Source organism: Clostridium sp. CTA-1, assembly GCF_054768215.1.
On record NZ_BAAAAP010000006.1, the window covers coordinates 170,513 to 191,320 of the forward strand.

The following is a 20,808-nucleotide window of genomic DNA, read 5'->3' on the forward strand; positions in this document are numbered from 1 at the left end:
TATAGATTTTATTATAATTAACTTATAATAGGGTTTATTAGAATGCATTACAATATAGTTTAATTAAGGTATATTACAAATAAATTAACAATAGTATTAAAAATTATATTTAACTGTTAATATTTGTAGTATAATATAATATAAATTATCAGAATTTTTTATAAAACGGGGGGCATTTTATGAAAAACAAAAGTATAAAACGTATAATTTCGACTTTACTTATATTTGTAGCTTTAATTCCTATATTAATTGTTGGTATATATACTAATTATTCACAAACTAAAAGTCTAAAAAGTAATTTTGAATCAACAACAAAGAATTCTGTACTTAGTTTCCAAGCTATGATAGCACAAAAAAATAAAAATAATATGGAATCAATTAACACTTTGGCTAATGATGGTAATGCGAAAAATTTACTCAAAAATAAGGATAATGCTAATTGGCTTTTCTATGCATTAGAGGCCTTTAGAAGTTCTCATTCTGAAATTACAAATGTTTATCTAGGAACAGTTAAAGGAAATACTATATTTTCACCTAAAACTGATGTAGTTAATAGCATTGATCCAAGAACAAGGCCTTGGTATAAGAAGGCAGTTGAAATGAAAGGAGACCCTATTATTACAGAACCATACAAAGATACAGCAGGTACCAATAGTTTAATGGTAACTATAGCTAAAGCTGTTATGGATGAGAAGGATTCTTTAGTTGGAGTAATTGGTATGGACATAAAATTAGATGATTTATCTTCCATTGCTAAAAATACTAAGATTGGTAAAGAAGGCTTTGTGGTATTAGTTGATAAAAATGGTTCAATTATAGGGCATAAAGATAAAGAAAAATTAAATAAAAATATAAAAGATTTAAATTGGCCTAAAGAAATACTAAATAAGGGAATTATAGATAAAATAGAAATTAATGGAAAAAAGTATAAAGTCATAACAGAAAAAGATGGAGCAACATCCTGGAGCATTGTAGGATTTTTACCTTATAGTGAGATACAATCTGAACTTAATAAATATTATAGAATGATAGTTACAATATCCCTTTTATCTTTAGCAGGAGCGTTAGCAATAGGCGCAGTATTCTCTAAAAAAATAATAAATCCTATAAGAAAAATAGAGGATGCATTAGCCTGTATGAAGAATGGAGATTTTACCCAGAGCATAGATAAGGGTGAAACTTCAATTTATGAGATGGAATTAATAATGGATGGAATTAATATAGTGAGAGAAGAAACAGTAAAAATTTTAGATAGTCTTAAGAGTGTTTCTTCTGATGTAAAAGAGTCTTCAGATATTTTAAAAGATATAACAGAGCAATCAGAAATGGCAGGAAATGAAATAGTACAAGTAGTACAAAATATAGCAGATGCAACTTCAGATCAAGCTCAGTCTATGGAAGGAAGTTTAAATTCTATAAGTGATTTATCAGATAAAGTAGAAAATTCTATGGAAGATTCTAAGGAAATGGTCAAAGAGTCTGATATAGTTAGAAATATTATAAAAGATAGTGGACAGGCTGTAAAAGGGTTAAAAAATAAATTTGAATTGAATTCTAAATCAAACCAGGAATTAGCTAATAAAATTGATACATTAGCAGAAAGTTCAAATCAAATAAGTATGATAACAGAGACAATACAATCTATAACAGAACAAACATCTTTATTAGCACTTAATGCTAGTATAGAATCTGCAAGGGCAGGAGAAGCAGGAAAAGGATTTGCAGTAGTTGCAGAAGAGGTAAGGAAGCTTGCAGAACAATCTTCAACTTCAGCTTCAGAAATAGAAAGGGTTATTTCTAACATAAATAAAGAAGTAAAAGATATACTAGATAAAATGTATGAAACTATAGAACTTGAAAAGGATACTAAGGACAAAATTAATATTACAGATAATGCCTTTAATACTATAAGGGAATCTATAGATAAATTAGAAGAAAGCATAAGAAATGTTAATGAATCACAAAAAATTATATATAATAATAAAAATGATATATTAAATAAAATAAATGAAGCATCCTCTGTTTCAGAGGAGATAGCAGCAACTACTGAAGAAATAACTGCATCAGCACAGGAACAGGCAGCGGGACTTAAAGAGGTAGTAGGATCTGCAGAAAAATTAAATTCTTATTCAGATACATTAAATTCATTAGTAAAACAATTTAAGATATAAACAGAGTTCTTGGCTTTAGAGGGAGTTTTTACTCCATCTAAAGCTTAGAAATCGTTATCCAGGGACGTAACCGCTCTTTATTCTCACTTTGAAGAAGATGGGAGTATTAGAGCGGGCAGTCATCGGATAGATAAAAAAAGGGTTGTCTCAAAATAAAAATAGATTTAATTTTAATGTAGCAAATAGAAAAAAATATGTGTAATAAACATATGAATAAGCTTTAGTAGTTCTTAATTTGGTGGAATTAAAAATTTGCGTAATTCCTCACAGGACGTGAGGAGCCGGTAGTGAAGCCAAGGATGGCGCCTCTACCGGGTAGAAAATTTTTAGTGTAGCCATATTTAGAACTACTTAGCAAAATGAATGGTTTATGAATATATTTTTTCTATCTGCGGATTAAAATTAAATCTATTTTAATATGCACTTTTTTTATAATAGAAATTTAGTTATTTTTTTATAATTTAATTTGGTTACTTTTTTAATAATTTAATGTCATTTAATAATTTAATATATTTCTCATTTAAATTCTCTTTAACTATCAAATCTTTCTCCAAAGATATTTCTGAAATTATTTTTGAAAGTCTATTTTCTAAGATTAATAATTTTTCCTTCTTTTCACGCTCAATATGGTTTTCATGCTTTTTAGTTTCATAGTTTACCTTTTCTTCAGTGAAATCAGTATAAGTACCTGAAAAACAATTTAGCTTAGTATCTTTTATTTCAATTATATAATCACATATACTAGAAATAAAAGCTCTATCATGAGATATCATTACAATTGTTTTGTCTGTATTAATAAGTGCCTTTTCTAAAGCTTCAATAGATTTTATATCTAAATAATTGGTAGGTTCATCTAAAATCAAAGTATTAGTATCACTTAAAATTATTTTGCAAAGTGCAACTTTAACCCTTTCTCCTCCACTTAATATAGAAACATTTTTGTATATAGTGTCTCCTTTAAACCCAAATCCAGCTAATTGTATTCTCATAAAGCTTTCATCATAAGAACTAGTTGATTTTATATTATCTAATATTGTTTTGTCTTTATCTAAAATGTCTTGATTTTGATCAAAATATCCTATAGAAATATACTTTGATAATCTAATGTTTTCTGTATCTCTTTTTAATATTTTTTTTATTAAAGTTGTTTTACCACAGCCATTTTCACCAATAATAGCTGCTTTTTTACCGTTTTTTATTTTAAAATTTCCATCTTTTATAAGAAGTTTATTACCTATATATAAATCTAAATCTTTTACTTCTATTACTGTTTTGGAAGGTGTTTTATTACCTTCAGTAATTTTTATTTTAATATCTTTGCTAGAAATAGGTTTTTCTTTCACTTCAAGATGATTAATTCTACTTTTTAAAGATTTTATATTTCCATCTAAGTGTTTTTTTGATTTCTGATCTCCCATTTTAAAAAGTCTTGCTTCCGAATTTCCCATTCTTTTAGGTGCTTTTCTAATAGAATCTCGTTGATTTTCTTTTGCCATCATAGCTTTTTCAAGTCTCTTTTTTTCAGTTATATATTCTTCATATTCTCTTTTTTCAACTTCTTTTTCTTCAGCTTTTAGTTTAAGATATTTTGAATAACCATACTTATATAATTTAACTTTTCCATTTTCTATTTCTAATATATTATCACAAAGATTATTTAAAAAATCTCTATCATGAGAAACTAATAAAAGTCCTCCTTTATATTCACTTATAAGTTTTTCAATGCTTTTTATAGTATTAGTGTCAAGATTAGCTGTTGGCTCATCTGCTATAAGAAAGTTGCTATTAGAACTAAGAGCTTGATTAATACCAATTTTCACCTTTTCTCCACCGGATAAAAATTCATTATAATTATCTGGTGCACCTAATATACTCTTGATTCTGCTATCATCGCAGGAGCCAGCATAATTTTCACTTTGGCTTATATATGAATAATTAGCATGAAAAAATACTTTTCCCTCATCAATATCTAGTTCACCTAAAATAACTTTAATAAGAGTTGTTTTACCAGCTCCATTTTCTCCAACAATTCCTATTCTGCTATTTTCTTTTATTTCTAAATTGTCTATATCTAAAATTAACTTATCTTCATAATATTTTTTTACTTTATCTAATTTTATTAATACCATAAAAAAAATCCCTCCTTAAATTTAGGAGAGAGTATATAATAATTCCGTAAAAAGGTATAAGTATCCCCTAGAATAATTTACTCTCTCAAGTTTTAAGTACAACAAAAAAGCCTAATTTCATAGAATCTTTTAAAATTAATTTGATTTGTCATACTTAATAAAATAAAAGTGTAAATTACATTCTCATTGGTGAAACTACCTCGTTCTTTCTTTAGGCACATTTAAATAAATAACAAGTCAGTATGACAGTCTATTTTGAGCTATACTGCGTTAGCAGAACCCGCCGATAGCACTACTAGCGACGGAACCTGCTTCCTTGTCTAACACAAAATATACTGCCATCTTTGATTTGTTATTTATTTTCATGTGCCTTAATTTATTTTATTATAGCATATAATTGCATTTTTGAAAATAAATTCATGTTGTTACTAACATAATAAGTCACATATAGTTAGAAAATTTGCTAAACAAAATAAAATAACTAATTATCTAAAGATAAGGAGCAAACAATGATTTTGAATTTAATGATATAAGTAACAATGCATGAATATTTTACTAGAATAAAATTCTTGAAAATAAATCATCTTTATTATAATATACATAATAGTTTATAGTTAAATATGGAGGTTTTAATTTTGAAAAATATAATTGAAGAATTTAAAGACTTTGCAGTAAAAGGAAATGCTGTGGAATTAGCAGTAGGTGTGGTTATAGGTGGAGCTTTTGGTAAAATAGTAACTTCTTTAGTAGAGGATATTATAATGCCTTTAGTAGGATTGTTAATAGGTGGTATAGATTTTACTAATTTAAAATTTACAATGAGTTTTTCAGAAAAAACAGTAGTTTCTATAAAATACGGTAATTTTATACAGGCAGCAGTAAACTTTTTAATAATTTCCTTTTCTATTTTTTTGTTTATTAAATTAATAAATAAGTTCAAGAAAAAGGAAGAGGAAGTAAAAGAAGAACCTAAAATAAGTAATGAAGAAATCTTATTAACAGAAATAAGGGATTTGTTAAAGGAAAATAAATCCTAATAATTTATTTATGATGTGAAGGTTTTCTTTGTTGACACTTATAATTATTAGTAATAAAATTATTATGTAAATAAAATTAAGTGCTAGGGGTGCCAAAAGTTATGGCTGAGAAATGATAAATTCATTAACCCTCTAACCTGATCTGGTTAATACCAGCGTAGGAAAGCTTGAGTGTTAATAAAATTAAACATTTTTAAACTCAAACTTCCTTATAGCACAATATAGGAGGTTTTTTTATGCAATCATTAGAATGGGGAAAAAGATTTTTTCAAACTTTTTCTGGATTTTCGGGCAAAATGGCAGAAATATTAAAAAGTCCATTATCAATTTTAGCAATAATAGCTTTTTTAGTTATATTTATTTCTGTATTTAAACTGAAAAAAATTAAATTAAACCCAAGAACAATAACTCAAATTGGAATTGCTCTTGCTCTCTCTACTATTCTCAATATTTTTAGAATATATAGGTTTCCACAAGGTGGCAGTGTGACTCTAGGCTCTATGGTTCCTATTCTGTTACTTACATTTGCTTATGGAAAAGAAATTGGATTTTTAACAGGATTTTTATATGGATTGATTTCTCTTATAACAGATCCTTTTATATTACATCCAATCCAAATGTTGTTCGATTATCCATTACCATATTTGGCCATAGGTCTTGCAGGATATTTTAGAAATAATAGAACTTTAAGTATATTATTTGCTTTTTTTGTTAAATTCTTATGTCACTTTATATCTGGAGTAGTATTTTTTGGTTCCTTTGCCCCAGAGGGAATGGGACCTATTATATACTCATTATCAGTGAATATACCTATAATAGGAGCTGAAGCTATAATTTGTATAGTAATATTTAAATTAATTCCAGTTCATAGGCTATTAAAAAGTATAAATCCTAAATATTTATTAGCAGCTCAAGAGTAAAAATTAAAAAATGGGGTATTTCAAGTTTATCTTGAAATACCCCTTCTTATATTTTTATAACTTTTGACAGGCTATATAATCTATTTAGTTTATTTTAGCGGTTGCAGAACAGACCTAATAATACTAAAAGTATTAAAGGATTACTGCAACCACCACCAAAGCTGTTACCGCAACAACCTCCAAATAAATTGCTGAAGCCATTGCATCCACAACCACAGTTGTTATTGCAGCAACCATCGAATAAATTGTTGCATCCGCAGCTAGGTCCGCAACATTCGTACTTTTCGTAACCACAACATTTGTGTTTATGACGTTTGTGTCCCATGTTATCACCTCTACTTATAACGTTAGAGTTGTGTACCAATATATTATCTTTAGTTATAATAGTAATATATGAAAAACATAAAAAAATGTTACTTTATATTATTATGACAGCTTATGATGAGTATTGAAAAAAAGTTATTATTTATATACAATTAAGATTGTGTCATTATAATTTTAAAAAGGGGTACTTCAAAATCACTTTGAAATACCCCTTTTTTATATTTTTAAAAGTCTTTTATAGGCTATATAGTCTATTTAGTTCATCTTAGCGGTTGCACAATAGAAATAATAATATTAAAATTATTAAAATATTATTATCGCCACAACCAAAGCCATTGTATCCATAGCTACGTTCGTAGCATTCATCGTTATGATGTGTGTGTCCCATGTTATCATCACCTCTACTTATAACGTTAGAGTTTGTATATCAAGATATTATCTTTAGTTATAATAGTAGTATATGAAAAATATAAAAAAATGTTACTTTATATTACTATGACAGCCTATGATGAGTATTGAAAAAAAGTTATTATTTATATACAATTAAGATTGTGTCATTATACAAAATAAAATATACAGAATAGGAGAATGGTTGTGAGTTGTAATAACATACCGGAATTAAATGAAAAAAACAATTTAGAAACATTATTAAATAATTTAACTAAAAGTGATTTAACAGATATAAGAAAATCCTTAGATGTAAAAGGAGCAAGTAAATTAAATAAAAAGGAACTAGTTCATGTTTTAGAAAGTGAATTACAAAATAATTTAAATGAAGTAATAAGTAATATTGGTTTCTATGAATATATTTTTTTAGATAGATATTTTGATGAGATAGAATATATAAATAAAAATACAAATAAATTTGATAATGCAATTAATGATTTAAAGAAAAAAGGCATAATATTTCAAATAGATGAGGACAAAAATAAAGTTGTTATACCAGAAGAATTAAAAGATAATATAAGAGAAAACTTTATAGAAGAGGAAGAATTTAACTTAGGATTTTATATATCAAAGGATATACTTAAAGTAGTTCAAGTTTTGCTTCATTATTATGGAGCCCTAAGTTTAGAAGAATTATATGAAATTATACATAGTATGTCTTCCAACTTAAATTATGGAAAAGATAGAAATATAGAAATAGAATTCGATAGAAGCTACTTAACTAATCTATTAAGTGATAATAATAGAAGTTATTATGGAATAAAGAAACAAGATAATACTTATTATGTGGAAGATGTGATTAATTTATCTTATGTGCTACAAGGACATAAAGCAATACAATATTTAGATTACAAAGAGTTAAGTATTAATTATATAAGAAAATTTAATAAAGAAGAATTTTATATAAAGCCACTAGAAAAATTAAAGAAATATATGAAAGAAAATCTAAATATTAAGGAAGAAAAGTTAAATGAACTAATGTATTCTACAAGTTGCCTTATGAAAAATGCTTTTTCTGTAGATTATATATTTGAAGATATAAAAGGAAGAATATATTTGAAGAATGAGGAAATAGAAAGAGACATAAAAGATATTATAACTGAAATAAATAATAATATTGAAAAATGGTGTTTAAGAGGTCACAGTATAACTGAAATAAAATTAAAAGAAGATAAAATATATGAAAAAGTAGAAAAAGTTAATCATAAGGGTAAAATAGGTAGAAATGATCCATGTCCTTGTGGTAGTGGTAAAAAGTACAAAAAATGTTGTTTAAATAAGTAGTAAAATTAAAATAAAGAGTACCATTAGAATTTTTAATAAAGTGTACTGTAGAGTAGATAAATAAGAAAAGATTATATGCTCCCATTAAGGTAGATAGATTAAAAAATAAAGATCTGTATACCGTAAGGGGAGCATTTTTATGTACAATAAAATATTAATTTATATAGAATTAGAAATAAATATTTTTTATATAAGTACTCGCCATAAAACTTTAAACAATATAAAAAGAGAAAAAAATGATTATTTTTAAAATAAATTTTATAATTATATTGACAATACTATAACACTAGTGTACTATTTAAATAGTACAGTAGAACTTTGGAGGTGAAGTTTTGAAAATTAAATTCGATGATAAAATAGCAATATATATTCAGATAATGAATTATGTAAAACAAAATATAGTTAATGGTAGCTTTCATTTGGGAGATAAACTTCCATCTGTTAGAGAATTTTCTAAGGAGCTTACTGTTAATCCAAATACATTACAAAGAGCTTATCAGGAACTAGAACGAGAAGGTATAATTTTTACTCAACGGGGAATGGGATCCTTTATTAGTAAAGATAAAAAAATAATAGAAAGGCTAAAAGAGGAAATGAGTAGAGAAATAGTACAAAATTTTTTAGAAGGTATGAAAAAAATAGGTTTTAAAAAAGAAGAAATATTAAATTTAGTGAGAAAGGAATTAGAAAAGGAGGATATAAATAATGGATAAGATATTGACTTGTTCTAATTTAAAGAAAGGTTATTTTAATAAAAATGCATTAAATGGACTTGCGATGGAAGTAAAGAAGGGAAAAATAGTAGGATTATTAGGACCTAACGGCAGTGGAAAAACCACATTTTTAAAAATAGCAGCAGGAATATTAAGATATAGTTCAGGAGAAATATTAATAGATGGAGAGGCTCCAGGGGTAAGCACAAAGGCTAAAGTTGCATATTTACCAGATAAAAACTTTTTGTATAAATGGATGAAAATAAAAGATGCTGTAGGGTTTTATAAAGATTTTTACAAAGATTTTGATGAGAAAAAATGTAACGAACTTTTAGAATTTATGAATTTAGATAGAGAAAGTAAGGTTACTTCACTATCTAAAGGGATGCTTGAAAAATTACTTCTTACATTAACCTTATCTAGAAAAGCAAAATTATTTTTATTAGATGAACCTTTAGGTGGAGTAGATCCAGTAAGTAGAGATAAAATATTAGATGCCATAGTAAATAATTATAGTGAAGATAGCACTATAATAGTTACTACTCATTTAGTTAATGATATAGAAAGAATTTTTGATGAGGTTTTCTTTATATCTGAGGGAGAGATAGCATTAAGTGGTATAGCAGAAGAACTTAGAATGGAAAAAGGAATGTCTATAGATGAATTATATAAGGAGGTATTTCAATAATGGGGAAGCTTATAAAATATAATTTGAAATGTTATTATAAAGAAATTTTGATATTATTAAGTTTAGTAGTTTTATCTAATTTAGGTCTTTTTTATAAAATAAATAAATGGCCAAGAGAAATAATATTTCTATTATCAATAATGATATTTTCTTTTGCCTGTTTAGTAGTTTTAATATGGAATATAAATATGTTTAGTAAGGATCTTTATTCAGATACTTCTTATTTAATATTTACACTACCAGTGAAGGGAAGAAGTATACTGGGGGCTAAATTAATAACATCAGTTATTCAAATTATATTAGTAAATATAGTAGCAGGAATATTTATATATATGAATTTTATGAATAGTTCTTTAATACATCAACATATTGTATCATATTTAACTTTTAAAAACATTTCCCTTGTAACCATTGTAGGAATATTTGAGTATGTAAGTTTATTATTAACTATATATGTATCCATAGCATTATCTAGAGTTGCTATTAGAAAGAAGAAACTTGGAAAATTAGGATCATTCGGTATATTTGTTGGTATATGCATAATTGTAGGTAAGTTATCCATATGGTTAACAAAAATTTTTCCTCAAACTATACAATTAGCTATAAGACCTAGTATAGTTATATCAAATACAGTTAATAGTGCTAAGGCTTCTTTAGATTTTGTAAATGTTAATATAGCTTCTACAATATTTGATGTAGTGTTTGCAGTGGCATTATTTATTGTAGTATCATATTTGTTACAAGAGAAAGTTGAATTTTGATGAAATAAAAACTTCATTTTAAATTTAAAAGGCTATGAATTTGGAATATTATACTTCTGAATTCATAGCCTTTATATATTTAATTTACGAGTATTGTATATGTGAAAAACTTTAAAGAACTAACCCCATATATTAACGAATTTAAAAAAATATGTATAAAAATATAAAATAAAAAACAAGAAATTATAACATTAAGAAAATAAAGGAAATATATCAATAAATGTCGAATTAATTAATATAAGGAATATTTAATAGAGATAATATTATTCTAAGAGAAATTTACAGAATCTAAAATATATTTAAAAAATTAAAAAAATATTTTTGTAGAGGTGATAAAATGAAAATTTCAAAATTTTTAAAAATCATGGGTGCAATATTTACTGTTATAATTTTAGCTAATATTTTTAGTGTATATTCTCTAAGGCAAAGTTTTAAAAATGAAAGACTAACTATTGAAAGGCAAAAGGAATTTAAACAATTAGGAATAGATCTTAGAAATGCATCAGACTATTTAACAAATCAAGCGAGAAGATATGTACAATTTGGGGAACAAAAGTTTTATGATAATTATTGGAAAGAGGTAAAAGAGACAAAAACAAGGGATCACGTGGTAGAACGATTGAAGGAATTAGGGTCACCACAAGAAGAATTAAATTTAATTGAAGAGTCAAAAAATAATTCGGATGAGTTAGTAAAGATAGAAGATGAAGCCATGAAATCTGTTGAGAAAAAGGATTTTAATAAGGCAAGGCAGCTAATGTTTGATTCGAATTATGATAATAATAAAGCAAAAATAGAGGAACCAATTCTAGAATTTCAAAAAAAAATGAATTCTAGAAATGAATCTGATGTACAAGCAGAAAGAAAAAAATCTAATATGCTATTTAATATTACAATAGGGTTAATTATTATACTTATAGGATTAATTATATTTACTTTTATAGTATTAGTAAAAAAAATATCTAACCTAGCTGAAATATCAGATAAATTAAAAGAACTTTCTAATAATGAGGGGGATTTAACTTCTAGGATACAAAGCAACAGTAAGGACGAAGTAGGGGAAATAGCTTCTTCATTCAATAATCTTCTAGAAAGTTTACAAAATTTAATAATTCAAATAATAAATACAACTTTAGATATCAAGAAACAAAGTGATGAATTTATTAGAATTTCCCAAGGAATAAAAGAAGGAAGCGAGCAAATAACAGTTACAATGGAGGAAATGTCAGAAGGTGTAGAAGAACAAGCGGTATCCGCTAGTGAAGTTGCTAGTTCCTCACAAAATTTAAACAATATCATTGAAGAGGCAAATGAAAGTGAGAAATCTCTTAAAATATCATCAAAGGAAGTGCTACGTATAACTAAAGAGGGAAAAAATGAAATGGAGAGTTCTGTTAGCCAAATTATTTCCATAAATGATATTGTTAAAGAATCAGTACAAAAAGTAAATAGATTAGACTTTCAATCTCAAGAGATATCTAAATTGGTTCAGGTTATCAAAAGTATATCTGAGCAGACTAATCTGTTAGCTTTAAATGCTGCAATTGAAGCTGCAAGAGCAGGGGAATCAGGAAAGGGATTTGCTGTAGTAGCAGATGAAATTAGAAAATTAGCTGAAGAAGTTGGTCATTCAGTTAATGAAATAACCGAATTAGTTATATCTATTCAAAATGAATCTAAAACTGTAGCAAGCTCTTTAGAAAAAGGTTATGAAGAAGTAGAAAAAGGAACAAATCAAATTAAAGGGACAGGAGAAACCTTTAGAATTATAGATGTGAATATTTCAGAAATAGTAGACAAAATTGATTATGTATCTAGTAAGTTCGATAATATACAGCAAAATAGTAAAAAGATAGAAGAAGAAATTCAAAGAGTAGCATCAGTATCGGAAGAGACCTCAGCAGGTATTGAGGAAACTACAGCTTCTGTTCAGGAAGAAAGTAATTCTATAGAAATTGTATTTCAAAATGCACTTAAGGTATCAGAGTTATCCGATAATTTAAGTAATATGGTTAAAAAGTTTAAAGTAAAATAATATTATAAAAAACTGTGTAAATTTTTAAATTGCACAGTTTTTCTTTAATATAGCTCATTATTGTCATAATAGACAGGTTAAGCATAGTATTAATTACTATAAAGGAATTTTTCTCATAATTATTTCAATTTATATGAAATAAATTGTAGAATTTTCTCTATAGCTTTGCTATAATCTAATCTGATAGATTTAAAAAATAATTCATAAATTTATGAATTTAACTTTGTAAATAATAAAAAAATTGTTAAGAGGGATGTTATGATTACGGACAAGTTGCTAAGTAGGAATTTTATATTAGCAAAAAATAAAGAAAAAACAGGGGCGGATGGATAAAAAAATACTTCAGTTTTCATGTATATATGAAAAACTGTATTAAGGAATTATTTATGACTTTTTTAGGACTTAAATTAACTCCAAATCCATATAAAAAGATTGTTTACTTATGCTATAAATTATTATTGCAAAATCTTTACCCCTGTGATTTTTACACAGGGGTTATTTATTTATAAATTTCTATTTGATCAACTTAATTTTATAAAAGTAGTAATAAATTTTACATAATTTGTATTTATAGAATTGAATGTAGCTAAAATAAAGCAATGAATTTAGAAAATAATTAACTTAAATCTATATAAATAAATATTATAAGGTAGAGGTGATTTTCTTGATTGAGGTAATGGTTCAATTAAAAAATGTTAGTAAAAAATTCTTGGAGAATAATTCTTTAGCTGTTGATAAAGTTTCTCTAGATATAAACAAAGGAGAATTTTTAACTATTTTAGGTCCAAGTGGATGTGGTAAAACAACAACATTAAGAATGATAGCAGGTTTTGAAGACCAAAGTGATGGATTAATTTTCATAGATGGTGAAGAAGTTTCAAAGATGCCTGCATATAAGAGATGTGTTAACACTGTATTTCAAAGTTATGCATTATTTCCACATATGAATATTTTTGAAAATGTAGCTTTTGGGTTAAAGGTTAAAAATGTACCAGAAAGTCAAATCAAAGAAAGAGTAACAGAAATGTTAAAGATGGTGCAACTTGAAGGGTATGAGAATAGAATGCCAAGTGAACTTTCCGGTGGGCAAAAGCAAAGAGTGGCTATAGCAAGGGCTGTTATAAATAATCCTAAGGTGCTTTTATTAGATGAGCCTTTAGGAGCATTAGACTTAAAACTTAGAAAACAAATGCAACTAGAGCTAAAACAACTTCAAAGAAAGTTAGGGATAACTTTTATTTATGTAACCCATGATCAAGAGGAGGCATTAACTATGTCAGATAGGATTGTGGTTATGAATAAAGGTGTTATAGAACATGTTGGAACCCCAGCGGATATATATGAAAGACCAAAAACTAAGTTTGTTGCAAACTTTATTGGAGAAACTAACTTATTTGAAGGGAAAATTTTGGAAAAGAATAATAATAAATATCTATTAGATGAAGATGACGGAGAAGAAATTTTAATAACTGGATCTCCTACATCTATGACACAAGAAGTGTGCCTTGCTATTAGACCAGAGAGAATCAAACTTTCCAATAATGTGGATAATGGAATGGTAGGAATAAGAGTAAGTGTTAAAGAAAGAATTTATAATGGATCTGTGATTAAAACCGTTGTTGTTACCCAAAATGGAAGAGAGTTTGTGGTATCAGAGCCTATAAGTGATGTGTATTCTCTAGATAACCACAATGAAAACTATGTATTTGCCACATGGAATCCTAAATATGCTGTGGTGATGCACTAATGTGGGGGAAATTTAGCAATGCTTTTTCAAATATTTTTAAAAAGCAATTGCATAACAAAAATACGGATATTATTTTAGAAAACAAAGAAGGAATAAAAGGTAAAGTAAAAAAATCTACCCCTATATTTAAAACAGTGGGGCCCGTTGCCCTATGGCTCATTACATTTTTTGTTGTTCCCTTACTTCTTGTATTAGTGGTTAGTTTTTTATCAAGAGGTGAATATGGAGACGTAAGATTACCTTTCACACTAAAAAATTATAAAAGGCTTATGGATCCTATGTACGGACAAATTTTAATTAAAACCTTAATAATTTCTATTAGTACTACTTTAGGGTGTTTGCTTATAGGTTATCCCTTTGCATATTTTATTGGAAGAGCAAATAAAAAACATAGAGGACTATTATTATTATTAGTTATATTACCTTTTTGGACTAATTCTTTAGTACGTACTTATGCATGGATAATACTTTTAAAGACAGAGGGAGTAATTAATACATATCTTATGAGATTTGGATTAATTGATGCTCCAATGCAAATGCTTTATACAGATGGTGCTGTATTTATAGGAATGCTTTATATAATGCTACCTTTTATGGTGCTACCTATTTATACTTCCATAGAAAAATTAGATATGAGTTATATAGAAGCTGCCAATGATCTTGGAGCATCGCCTTACAAAACCTTTAAAGAAATAACATTACCTTTAACTCTACCGGGTATTATAGCGGGATGTATGCTTGTATTTATACCAACCTTAGGTTATTTCTTTATATCTGATTTAATGGGTGGAAGTAAAACTATGTTAATTTCAAACCTAATTAAAAATCAATTTTTAACCTCTAGAGACTGGCCCTTTGGTTCAGCTATAGCAGTAATATTAATTATTTTAATGCTTATAGCTATAGGTTTTTATTTTAAAGGAAATAAACCAAAGAAGGGAACAAAGGAGGTTAGCTAATGATGAAAAACAATAAAGGGTTACTAAGTAAAATATATGCAACTTTAGTTTATATTTTTTTATATTTGCCAATCTTTGTTCTAGTAGTATTTTCTTTTAATAAGTCTAAACTAAATGCTACCTTTACAGGCTTTACATTAGATTGGTATAAAAATTTAATAAATAATACTCAGATATTAGAAGCACTAAAAAACAGCTTAATAATAGCTTTTATAAGTACTTTTTTCGCAGTAATTATAGGAACTTTAGCTGCTATAGGTATGTATAGATATAAATTTAAGGGGAAAAGGGCTATGGAGGGACTACTTTATATTCCAGTAGTTATTCCTGAAATAGTTATGGGCATATCTATGCTTGCTTTTTTCTCTTCCCTTAATTTGCCTGCAGGACTTATAACTTTAATACTTGCTCATATAACCTTTTGTATTTCCTACGTTATTATAGTAGTTAGAGCTAGGTTAGATGGATTTGATTCTGCACTAGAAGAAGCAGCTCAAGATTTAGGTGCTACACCTTGGCAAACTTTAACTAAGGTTACACTACCTGTAATATCACCAGGAATTATATCAGGAGCACTGCTTGCCTTTACACTATCTTTAGACGATGTTATTATAAGTTTTTTTGCGGCAGGACCAGATAGTAATACTTTACCACTTAAAATATTTTCTATGGTTAAGTTTGGTGTAACCCCTGAAATAAATGCACTATCTACTGTGATGATGGTATTTACTTTAAGTATGGTAGTTATAGCTGAAGGTATAAGAAGAAATATGCTTAAAAATAAAAAAGTAAAAAAGGCGCTATCCTTTATAGTAATATTATTAATGGTTACTGGTATGGGCTTTACTATTTTCAGTAATACAGCTAAAACAGAAAAGCAAGTGCTAAATATATTTAACTGGTCAGAATTTTTACCGCAGTCTGTTGTTGAACAGTTTGAAAAAGAATACAATGTAAAGGTAAATTATTCGACTTTTTCATCTAATGAAGAAATGCTTGCAAAGTTAATGGGAGGTAATGTGCCTTATGACTTGGTAGTTACCAGTGATTATGCTATTGAAATAATGACTAAACAAAAATTAGTTCAACCAATAGACAAAAATAATATTTCAAACCTAGCTAATATAGATGAAAATGTACTTGATTTAGCCTTTGATCCTAAAAATACTTATAGCTTACCTTATATGTGGGGAGGCAACAATATAGTAATAGATAAGACTAAAATAACTAAAAAAATTACTTCTTTTGATGATCTATGGGATAGTCAGTTTAAAAATTCTATGGTAATTTTAGATGATCCAAGGGTTATGATAGGGCTAGCTCTACAAAAGAATGGATACTCTATAAATTCAAAAAATCCAAAGGAACTTCAAAAGGCTAAAGAGGATTTAATAAAATTAATGCCAAATGTAAAAGCCTTTGATAGTGAATCACCAAAGACTTTACTTATAAATGGGGAGGCTTCTATAGGATATGTATGGGGAACAGAAGCATATCTTGCTAAACTTGAAAATCCTAATTTAGAAGTAGTTTTAACAAAAGAGGGTGTAATTCCTCAATATGATAACTTTGTAATACCTAAAAAGGCTAAAAATAAAAAGTTAGCAGAGGAATTTATAAATTTCATATATAAACCAGAAATAAGTGCCCAAGTGTCTGAAGAATTTCCTTATGCAAATCCAAATAAGGCAGCATATCCTTTGATGGATAAAGATAAATTAAAGGATATAGCTGTTTATCCACCAAGAGAAGCGGTAGAAGGAAATGAGCTTATTAAGGATGTAGGAGAAACTACAAAATTATATGATGACATATGGACTGAAATTAAAAATAGTAAAAAATAAATACAGTTAAATTTTAGGTATAATTTTAAGAAATTTGTTTAAAATAAAATAGATTTAATTTAAAAGCCGTAAATATAAAAGCATTAAAAAGTGGATAGTTAAGAGTTAAGGAAGAAATTTCTAAATTTTGGTTAAGCAAAGTTTAAGTAAAACTTCTATAACTAAAAACTATTCACTTTTAATTTTAAGTTTCAGAGATGCCTTATCACGTTTTATAAAAAATCAGGTTAATTTTAAATTACTCCAGATCAAAAACTGCTAAAGGTTATTCATATTTTTATCTTATCTTACTGCTAATATGGTGAAATTTTAAATTCTAATAGTTCTTAAAGTTCTTGTAATAATCCTTAGGAGAGATTCCGTAGGCTTTTTTAAATGCACGTATAAAGCTTGAGTAGTCCCCAAATCCACACTTTATATATATTTCTGTAATCTTGTGTTCTTTTAATATAAGAGATTTAGAAAAAGCTAATCGTTTTTGCTGTATATATTTATGAAGAGTATAGCCTGTTTGGGATTTAAATTTGTGCATAAGATAATATTTATTTATAAAAAATTTAGAGGATAAAGTATCTATAGATAGATCCTCTTGAAGATTTTCCTTTATATAATTTATAATTTCTTCTATTTGCTTATCATATTCTATATCATTTTTTTCTATGTGGTTTGTATTATTCATAAATAATCTATTTAGGTATACCATTAATTGAATGAATAAAGAATTTTTTAATACAATGTTGCCAAATTCCTTATCTTTTGTAGCAGATTCAAGAGAAAATAAAGTATGTTTTATTAAGGAAATATTATGTTCTTCCATACGGAAGAGATTAATTTTAAGCTTAGAAGATAATTGAAAGCAAGTAAGTAAGTTGTTGTTATTTTTATTATGCATTTCTAAAAATTTTGAATTAACCCATATTATTATCCTTTCATATGGTTCATCATTATTTATTATAACTTTATGTAAATCATTACTGCTTACGAAAAGTATATCCCAAGGTTTCAGTTTATAAGCTTTCCCTTCTATAAGATAACTAACATTACCAGATATAAAAACGATTATTTTGTTAAAGTCATGATAATGAAGTTCAAATTCCATATCTTTTTTATCTTTTAAATGAAAAAATCTAAAATCTTCTTTTAAATATCCTCTCTTTATATTTGATGAGGAGTTTTTTATATCCATTATTATCCCATCCTTAAAATTTATATATATATTATAGCAGTTTTTGCAACATTAATAGCAGTTTTAACAACAAAAATAGTAAAAATTATATATATAATATATTATAGATTTTATTTGTTTAATAGTTTTAAATAATCTATTTTATCTGTTAACTATAATATAGCTAATATTCTTATTTTTAAAGCTGGAGATATTATAATTTTTGAACTTTAGATATTTAGAATTCTTATACTATGTATAAGGTACAATACTTTTCTACATAAGCAATTTATAACCTTAAATTGAAGTTAAAATTTAACATGAATCTAAGAATTTGTTTATATGACTTAAAATATGAAAGTAAAAATAGATTTTATAAAGTTATGTATAAATTTGGAGGAGATAAAATGAAACTATGGGAAAATTATAAATGGTCTATAATATTACTGATTTCTGTAATTATAGGAGGGATAGTTGGATTAATTATAGGACCAAGAGCTGAAGTAGTGGAACCTTTAGGTAATTTATTTTTAAATTTAATGTTTACTGCAATTGTACCCTTAGTATTTTTTAGTGTGGCTTCAGCCATTGCTAATATGGCTAATATGAAAAGATTAGGAAAGATTTTATTAAGTGTATTTATAGTATTTACTTTTACCGCATTAATTGCAGCTGTAATTGGTGTTATAGGAACTTTAATAATAAACCCTACAAAGGGAGTAGATCCTTCTACTATGCAAAAAATAATGGCAAATACAGTTAACGAAGTTCAAAATAAAGAAAAGGTAAGTATGTTACAACAGATTGTAAATACAGTTACAGTATCGGATTTTGCATTATTATTTTCTAGAAAAAATATGCTACAAATTATTATATTTTCAATAATCTTTGGTATTTCTACAGCTATGGTTGGAGAAAAGGGCAAACCCGTTGCAAAGTTTTTAGAAGCTGGTTCAACTGTAATGATAAAAATGATAGATATAATAATGTATACAGCACCAATAGGACTTGGTTGTTATTTTGCTTCAGTAATAGGACAGCTTGGACCACAAATAATTGAAGGATATGTGAGAGTATTTATATTATATTTGGTACTTACTTTGGTATATTATTTTATTATGTTTACTATATATGCATATATGGCAGCAGGAAAAACAGGGATACAAGTATTTTGGAAAAATGCATTAGCACCCTCAATAACATCCCTTGCTACGTGCTCTAGTGCAGCATCTATTCCTGTTAATTTAGAAAGCACAAAAAATATGGGGGTGCCAAAGGATATTAGAGAGACAGTTATACCCTTAGGAGCAAACACTCATAAAGATGGATCTGTTATAGGGGGAGTTTTAAAAATAACTTTCTTACTTGGATTATTTGGTCATGATATGACTAGTTTCAAAGCAATAATTACAATAATTGTAGTGTCTTATTTAATAGGAGCTGTTATGGGAGCTATTCCTGGCGGAGGATTAATAGGTGCAATGCTTATCATAAGTATATATGGCTTTGCCCCTGAAGTTTTAGGAATAGTGGCAGTTATAAGCACTATAATAGATGCTCCAGCAACTTTGTTAAATTCCACAGGAAATACAGTATGTGCTATGATGATAACAAGACTTGTAGAAGGAAAAGATTGGGTTAAGAAAATTACAGCTTAAAAAGTCTTTAAAGGTTGATAATTAAAACAATAAATACTTTTAGTCAATAGATAGCTATAAAAATAAAGAATACTAATATTTGTTCCTTAATATTTAAGCTAACGCTCTAATGCCACGTCCTGTGGCAGCAGAGCTAAGTAAACGTTCTGTTTACTTATTAATCCACAAATAAAGTATTCTTATTATTTTTATAGATATCTATACTCTCTAAAAGTATTTCTTGTTTTAATACCTTTAAAAGCTCTTGTGGTAATTTTAAATAGGGAGAAGGAAGGATGAGAATTGGAATGTCTGTTTTTTCTTAAAATATATTTTAGTGCTTTTTTATAATAAGTAAAAATATATATTATATTTAAAATAATGTTTATAATGGATATAATTAAACTATTGTTAAGTAGAGAATGGCAGAAAATATTGAATAAAAAAATGTAATTTATAAGTAAATATATGTTTAAATAAAACATATAAGGAGGACTAGTTGTGAATTTTAAAGAGATGACAGTATCAGATATAAAAGAGGTTGTAGATATATATGTGCATACATTTAACTCTCCACCTTGGAATGACAAGTGGACAATTGAAACTGCTTCAAAACGTTTATATCAAATGATAAATTGTGAATCTTCATATGGGCTTGTAGCATATGAGGATGAGTTAATTTGCGGCATGATTTTAGGAAGTGAAGAGCAGTTCTATGATGGTGTTGTTTTTAATATTAAAGAATTCTGTGTTAGGAATGATATACGGAATAAAGGGCTTGGTACAAAAATTTTTGAAGAATTTGAAAATCGCTTAAAAGGTAAAGGTATAACTGAGATTACATTAGTTACTACAAAGGATTATAGGACAGAAGGATTTTATAAAAAAAGAGGATTACAATCAAATAATGAAATGGTTGTTATGGGGAAAGAACTTTAATTACATTC

At 26.9% G+C, this 20,808-nt stretch carries 16 protein-coding genes and 1 riboswitch; of the genes, 13 read left to right on the forward strand and 3 right to left on the reverse strand.

Going from position 1 to position 20,808, the window contains the following annotated elements:
- Positions 1-179: 179 nt before the first annotated feature.
- Entirely contained in the window at positions 180-2,171 is a 1,992-nt protein-coding gene (locus tag ACYUEW_RS06810; protein ID WP_460276499.1) for a methyl-accepting chemotaxis protein, read from the forward strand.
- Positions 2,172-2,641: 470 nt separating this feature from the next.
- Here ACYUEW_RS06810 and cplR read toward each other — a convergent pair whose 3' ends face one another.
- Positions 2,642-4,300 (reverse strand): ABC-F type ribosomal protection protein CplR, encoded by a 1,659-nt coding sequence (gene cplR, locus ACYUEW_RS06815; protein ID WP_460276500.1) that lies wholly within the window; start codon positions 4,298-4,300, stop codon positions 2,642-2,644.
- Positions 4,301-4,935: 635 nt separating this feature from the next.
- On the opposite strand from cplR, the gene mscL reads away from it, so the two are divergent.
- On the forward strand, positions 4,936-5,337 hold the full coding sequence (mscL, locus tag ACYUEW_RS06820) for a large-conductance mechanosensitive channel protein MscL (RefSeq protein WP_003359836.1): 402 nt from the start codon (positions 4,936-4,938) through the stop codon (positions 5,335-5,337).
- A 75-nt stretch (positions 5,338-5,412) separates the two neighbouring features.
- Positions 5,413-5,518, forward strand: a riboswitch (TPP riboswitch).
- 55 nt (positions 5,519-5,573) lie between these two features.
- Positions 5,574-6,257 carry an energy-coupled thiamine transporter ThiT gene (gene thiT / locus ACYUEW_RS06825; RefSeq protein WP_460276501.1) on the forward strand — a complete coding sequence of 228 codons (684 nt, stop codon included), beginning with the start codon at positions 5,574-5,576 and terminating at the stop codon, positions 6,255-6,257.
- A 94-nt stretch (positions 6,258-6,351) separates the two neighbouring features.
- On the opposite strand, the gene ACYUEW_RS06830 is transcribed toward thiT, so the two are convergent.
- Positions 6,352-6,582, reverse strand: coding sequence for a ground-like protein (locus ACYUEW_RS06830; RefSeq protein WP_460276502.1), 231 nt, complete (start codon positions 6,580-6,582; stop codon positions 6,352-6,354).
- A 593-nt stretch (positions 6,583-7,175) separates the two neighbouring features.
- Between ACYUEW_RS06830 and ACYUEW_RS06835 the strand changes: the two genes are divergently transcribed.
- The 8 genes from ACYUEW_RS06835 to ACYUEW_RS06870 all read left to right on the forward strand — a co-directional run bounded on the left by ACYUEW_RS06835 (position 7,176) and on the right by ACYUEW_RS06870 (position 17,059).
- Positions 7,176-8,312 carry a YecA family protein gene (locus ACYUEW_RS06835; RefSeq protein WP_460276503.1) on the forward strand — a complete coding sequence of 379 codons (1,137 nt, stop codon included), beginning with the start codon at positions 7,176-7,178 and terminating at the stop codon, positions 8,310-8,312.
- Between the two features lie 332 nt (positions 8,313-8,644).
- A complete protein-coding gene (locus ACYUEW_RS06840) occupies positions 8,645-9,025 on the forward strand; it encodes a GntR family transcriptional regulator (protein ID WP_043031348.1) in 381 nt (126 codons plus the stop codon).
- The gene (locus ACYUEW_RS06845) at positions 9,018-9,713 is read left to right on the forward strand and encodes an ABC transporter ATP-binding protein (protein ID WP_460276504.1); all 696 of its coding nucleotides are present in this window, start codon (positions 9,018-9,020) and stop codon (positions 9,711-9,713) included. Before ACYUEW_RS06840 ends, ACYUEW_RS06845 begins: the two co-directional genes overlap by 8 nt.
- Entirely contained in the window at positions 9,713-10,474 is a 762-nt protein-coding gene (locus ACYUEW_RS06850) for a hypothetical protein (RefSeq protein ID WP_025776265.1), read from the forward strand. The genes ACYUEW_RS06845 and ACYUEW_RS06850 overlap by 1 nt, the downstream gene beginning before the upstream one ends.
- A 337-nt stretch (positions 10,475-10,811) precedes the next feature.
- Entirely contained in the window at positions 10,812-12,509 is a 1,698-nt protein-coding gene (locus ACYUEW_RS06855) for a methyl-accepting chemotaxis protein (protein WP_460276505.1), read from the forward strand.
- A gap of 664 nt (positions 12,510-13,173) precedes the next feature.
- Positions 13,174-14,256 carry an ABC transporter ATP-binding protein gene (locus ACYUEW_RS06860; RefSeq protein ID WP_043031350.1) on the forward strand — a complete coding sequence of 361 codons (1,083 nt, stop codon included), beginning with the start codon at positions 13,174-13,176 and terminating at the stop codon, positions 14,254-14,256.
- Positions 14,256-15,215 carry an ABC transporter permease gene (locus ACYUEW_RS06865; RefSeq protein WP_003488527.1) on the forward strand — a complete coding sequence of 320 codons (960 nt, stop codon included), beginning with the start codon at positions 14,256-14,258 and terminating at the stop codon, positions 15,213-15,215. Before ACYUEW_RS06860 ends, ACYUEW_RS06865 begins: the two co-directional genes overlap by 1 nt.
- Positions 15,215-17,059, forward strand: coding sequence for an extracellular solute-binding protein (locus tag ACYUEW_RS06870; RefSeq protein WP_172819811.1), 1,845 nt, complete (start codon positions 15,215-15,217; stop codon positions 17,057-17,059). Before ACYUEW_RS06865 ends, ACYUEW_RS06870 begins: the two co-directional genes overlap by 1 nt.
- A gap of 316 nt (positions 17,060-17,375) precedes the next feature.
- Here ACYUEW_RS06870 and ACYUEW_RS06875 read toward each other — a convergent pair whose 3' ends face one another.
- A complete protein-coding gene (locus ACYUEW_RS06875) occupies positions 17,376-18,245 on the reverse strand; it encodes an AraC family transcriptional regulator (protein ID WP_096044688.1) in 870 nt (289 codons plus the stop codon).
- Between the two features lie 386 nt (positions 18,246-18,631).
- On the opposite strand from ACYUEW_RS06875, the gene ACYUEW_RS06880 reads away from it, so the two are divergent.
- Together ACYUEW_RS06880 and ACYUEW_RS06885 are read left to right on the forward strand one after the other, a co-directional pair.
- Entirely contained in the window at positions 18,632-19,882 is a 1,251-nt protein-coding gene (locus tag ACYUEW_RS06880) for a dicarboxylate/amino acid:cation symporter (protein ID WP_460276506.1), read from the forward strand.
- Between the two features lie 480 nt (positions 19,883-20,362).
- On the forward strand, positions 20,363-20,800 hold the full coding sequence (locus ACYUEW_RS06885) for a GNAT family N-acetyltransferase (RefSeq protein WP_003488531.1): 438 nt from the start codon (positions 20,363-20,365) through the stop codon (positions 20,798-20,800).
- Positions 20,801-20,808: the final 8 nt, after the last annotated feature.

What these genes read in the sequence shown, in the direction of transcription:
- ACYUEW_RS06865 (WP_003488527.1), top strand. Translation starts at nt 14,256, where the DNA reads ATGTGGGGGAAATTTAGCAATGCTTTTTCAAATATTTTTAAAAAGCAA.
- ACYUEW_RS06880 (WP_460276506.1), top strand. Translation starts at nt 18,632, where the DNA reads ATGAAACTATGGGAAAATTATAAATGGTCTATAATATTACTGATTTCT.
- ACYUEW_RS06855 (WP_460276505.1), top strand. Translation starts at nt 10,812, where the DNA reads ATGAAAATTTCAAAATTTTTAAAAATCATGGGTGCAATATTTACTGTT.
- ACYUEW_RS06870 (WP_172819811.1), top strand. Translation starts at nt 15,215, where the DNA reads ATGATGAAAAACAATAAAGGGTTACTAAGTAAAATATATGCAACTTTA.
- thiT (WP_460276501.1), top strand. Translation starts at nt 5,574, where the DNA reads ATGCAATCATTAGAATGGGGAAAAAGATTTTTTCAAACTTTTTCTGGA.
- ACYUEW_RS06850 (WP_025776265.1), top strand. Translation starts at nt 9,713, where the DNA reads ATGGGGAAGCTTATAAAATATAATTTGAAATGTTATTATAAAGAAATT.
- ACYUEW_RS06830 (WP_460276502.1), bottom strand. Translation starts at nt 6,582, where the DNA reads ATGGGACACAAACGTCATAAACACAAATGTTGTGGTTACGAAAAGTAC.
- cplR (WP_460276500.1), bottom strand. Translation starts at nt 4,300, where the DNA reads ATGGTATTAATAAAATTAGATAAAGTAAAAAAATATTATGAAGATAAG.
- ACYUEW_RS06845 (WP_460276504.1), top strand. Translation starts at nt 9,018, where the DNA reads ATGGATAAGATATTGACTTGTTCTAATTTAAAGAAAGGTTATTTTAAT.
- ACYUEW_RS06810 (WP_460276499.1), top strand. Translation starts at nt 180, where the DNA reads ATGAAAAACAAAAGTATAAAACGTATAATTTCGACTTTACTTATATTT.
- ACYUEW_RS06875 (WP_096044688.1), bottom strand. Translation starts at nt 18,245, where the DNA reads ATGGATATAAAAAACTCCTCATCAAATATAAAGAGAGGATATTTAAAA.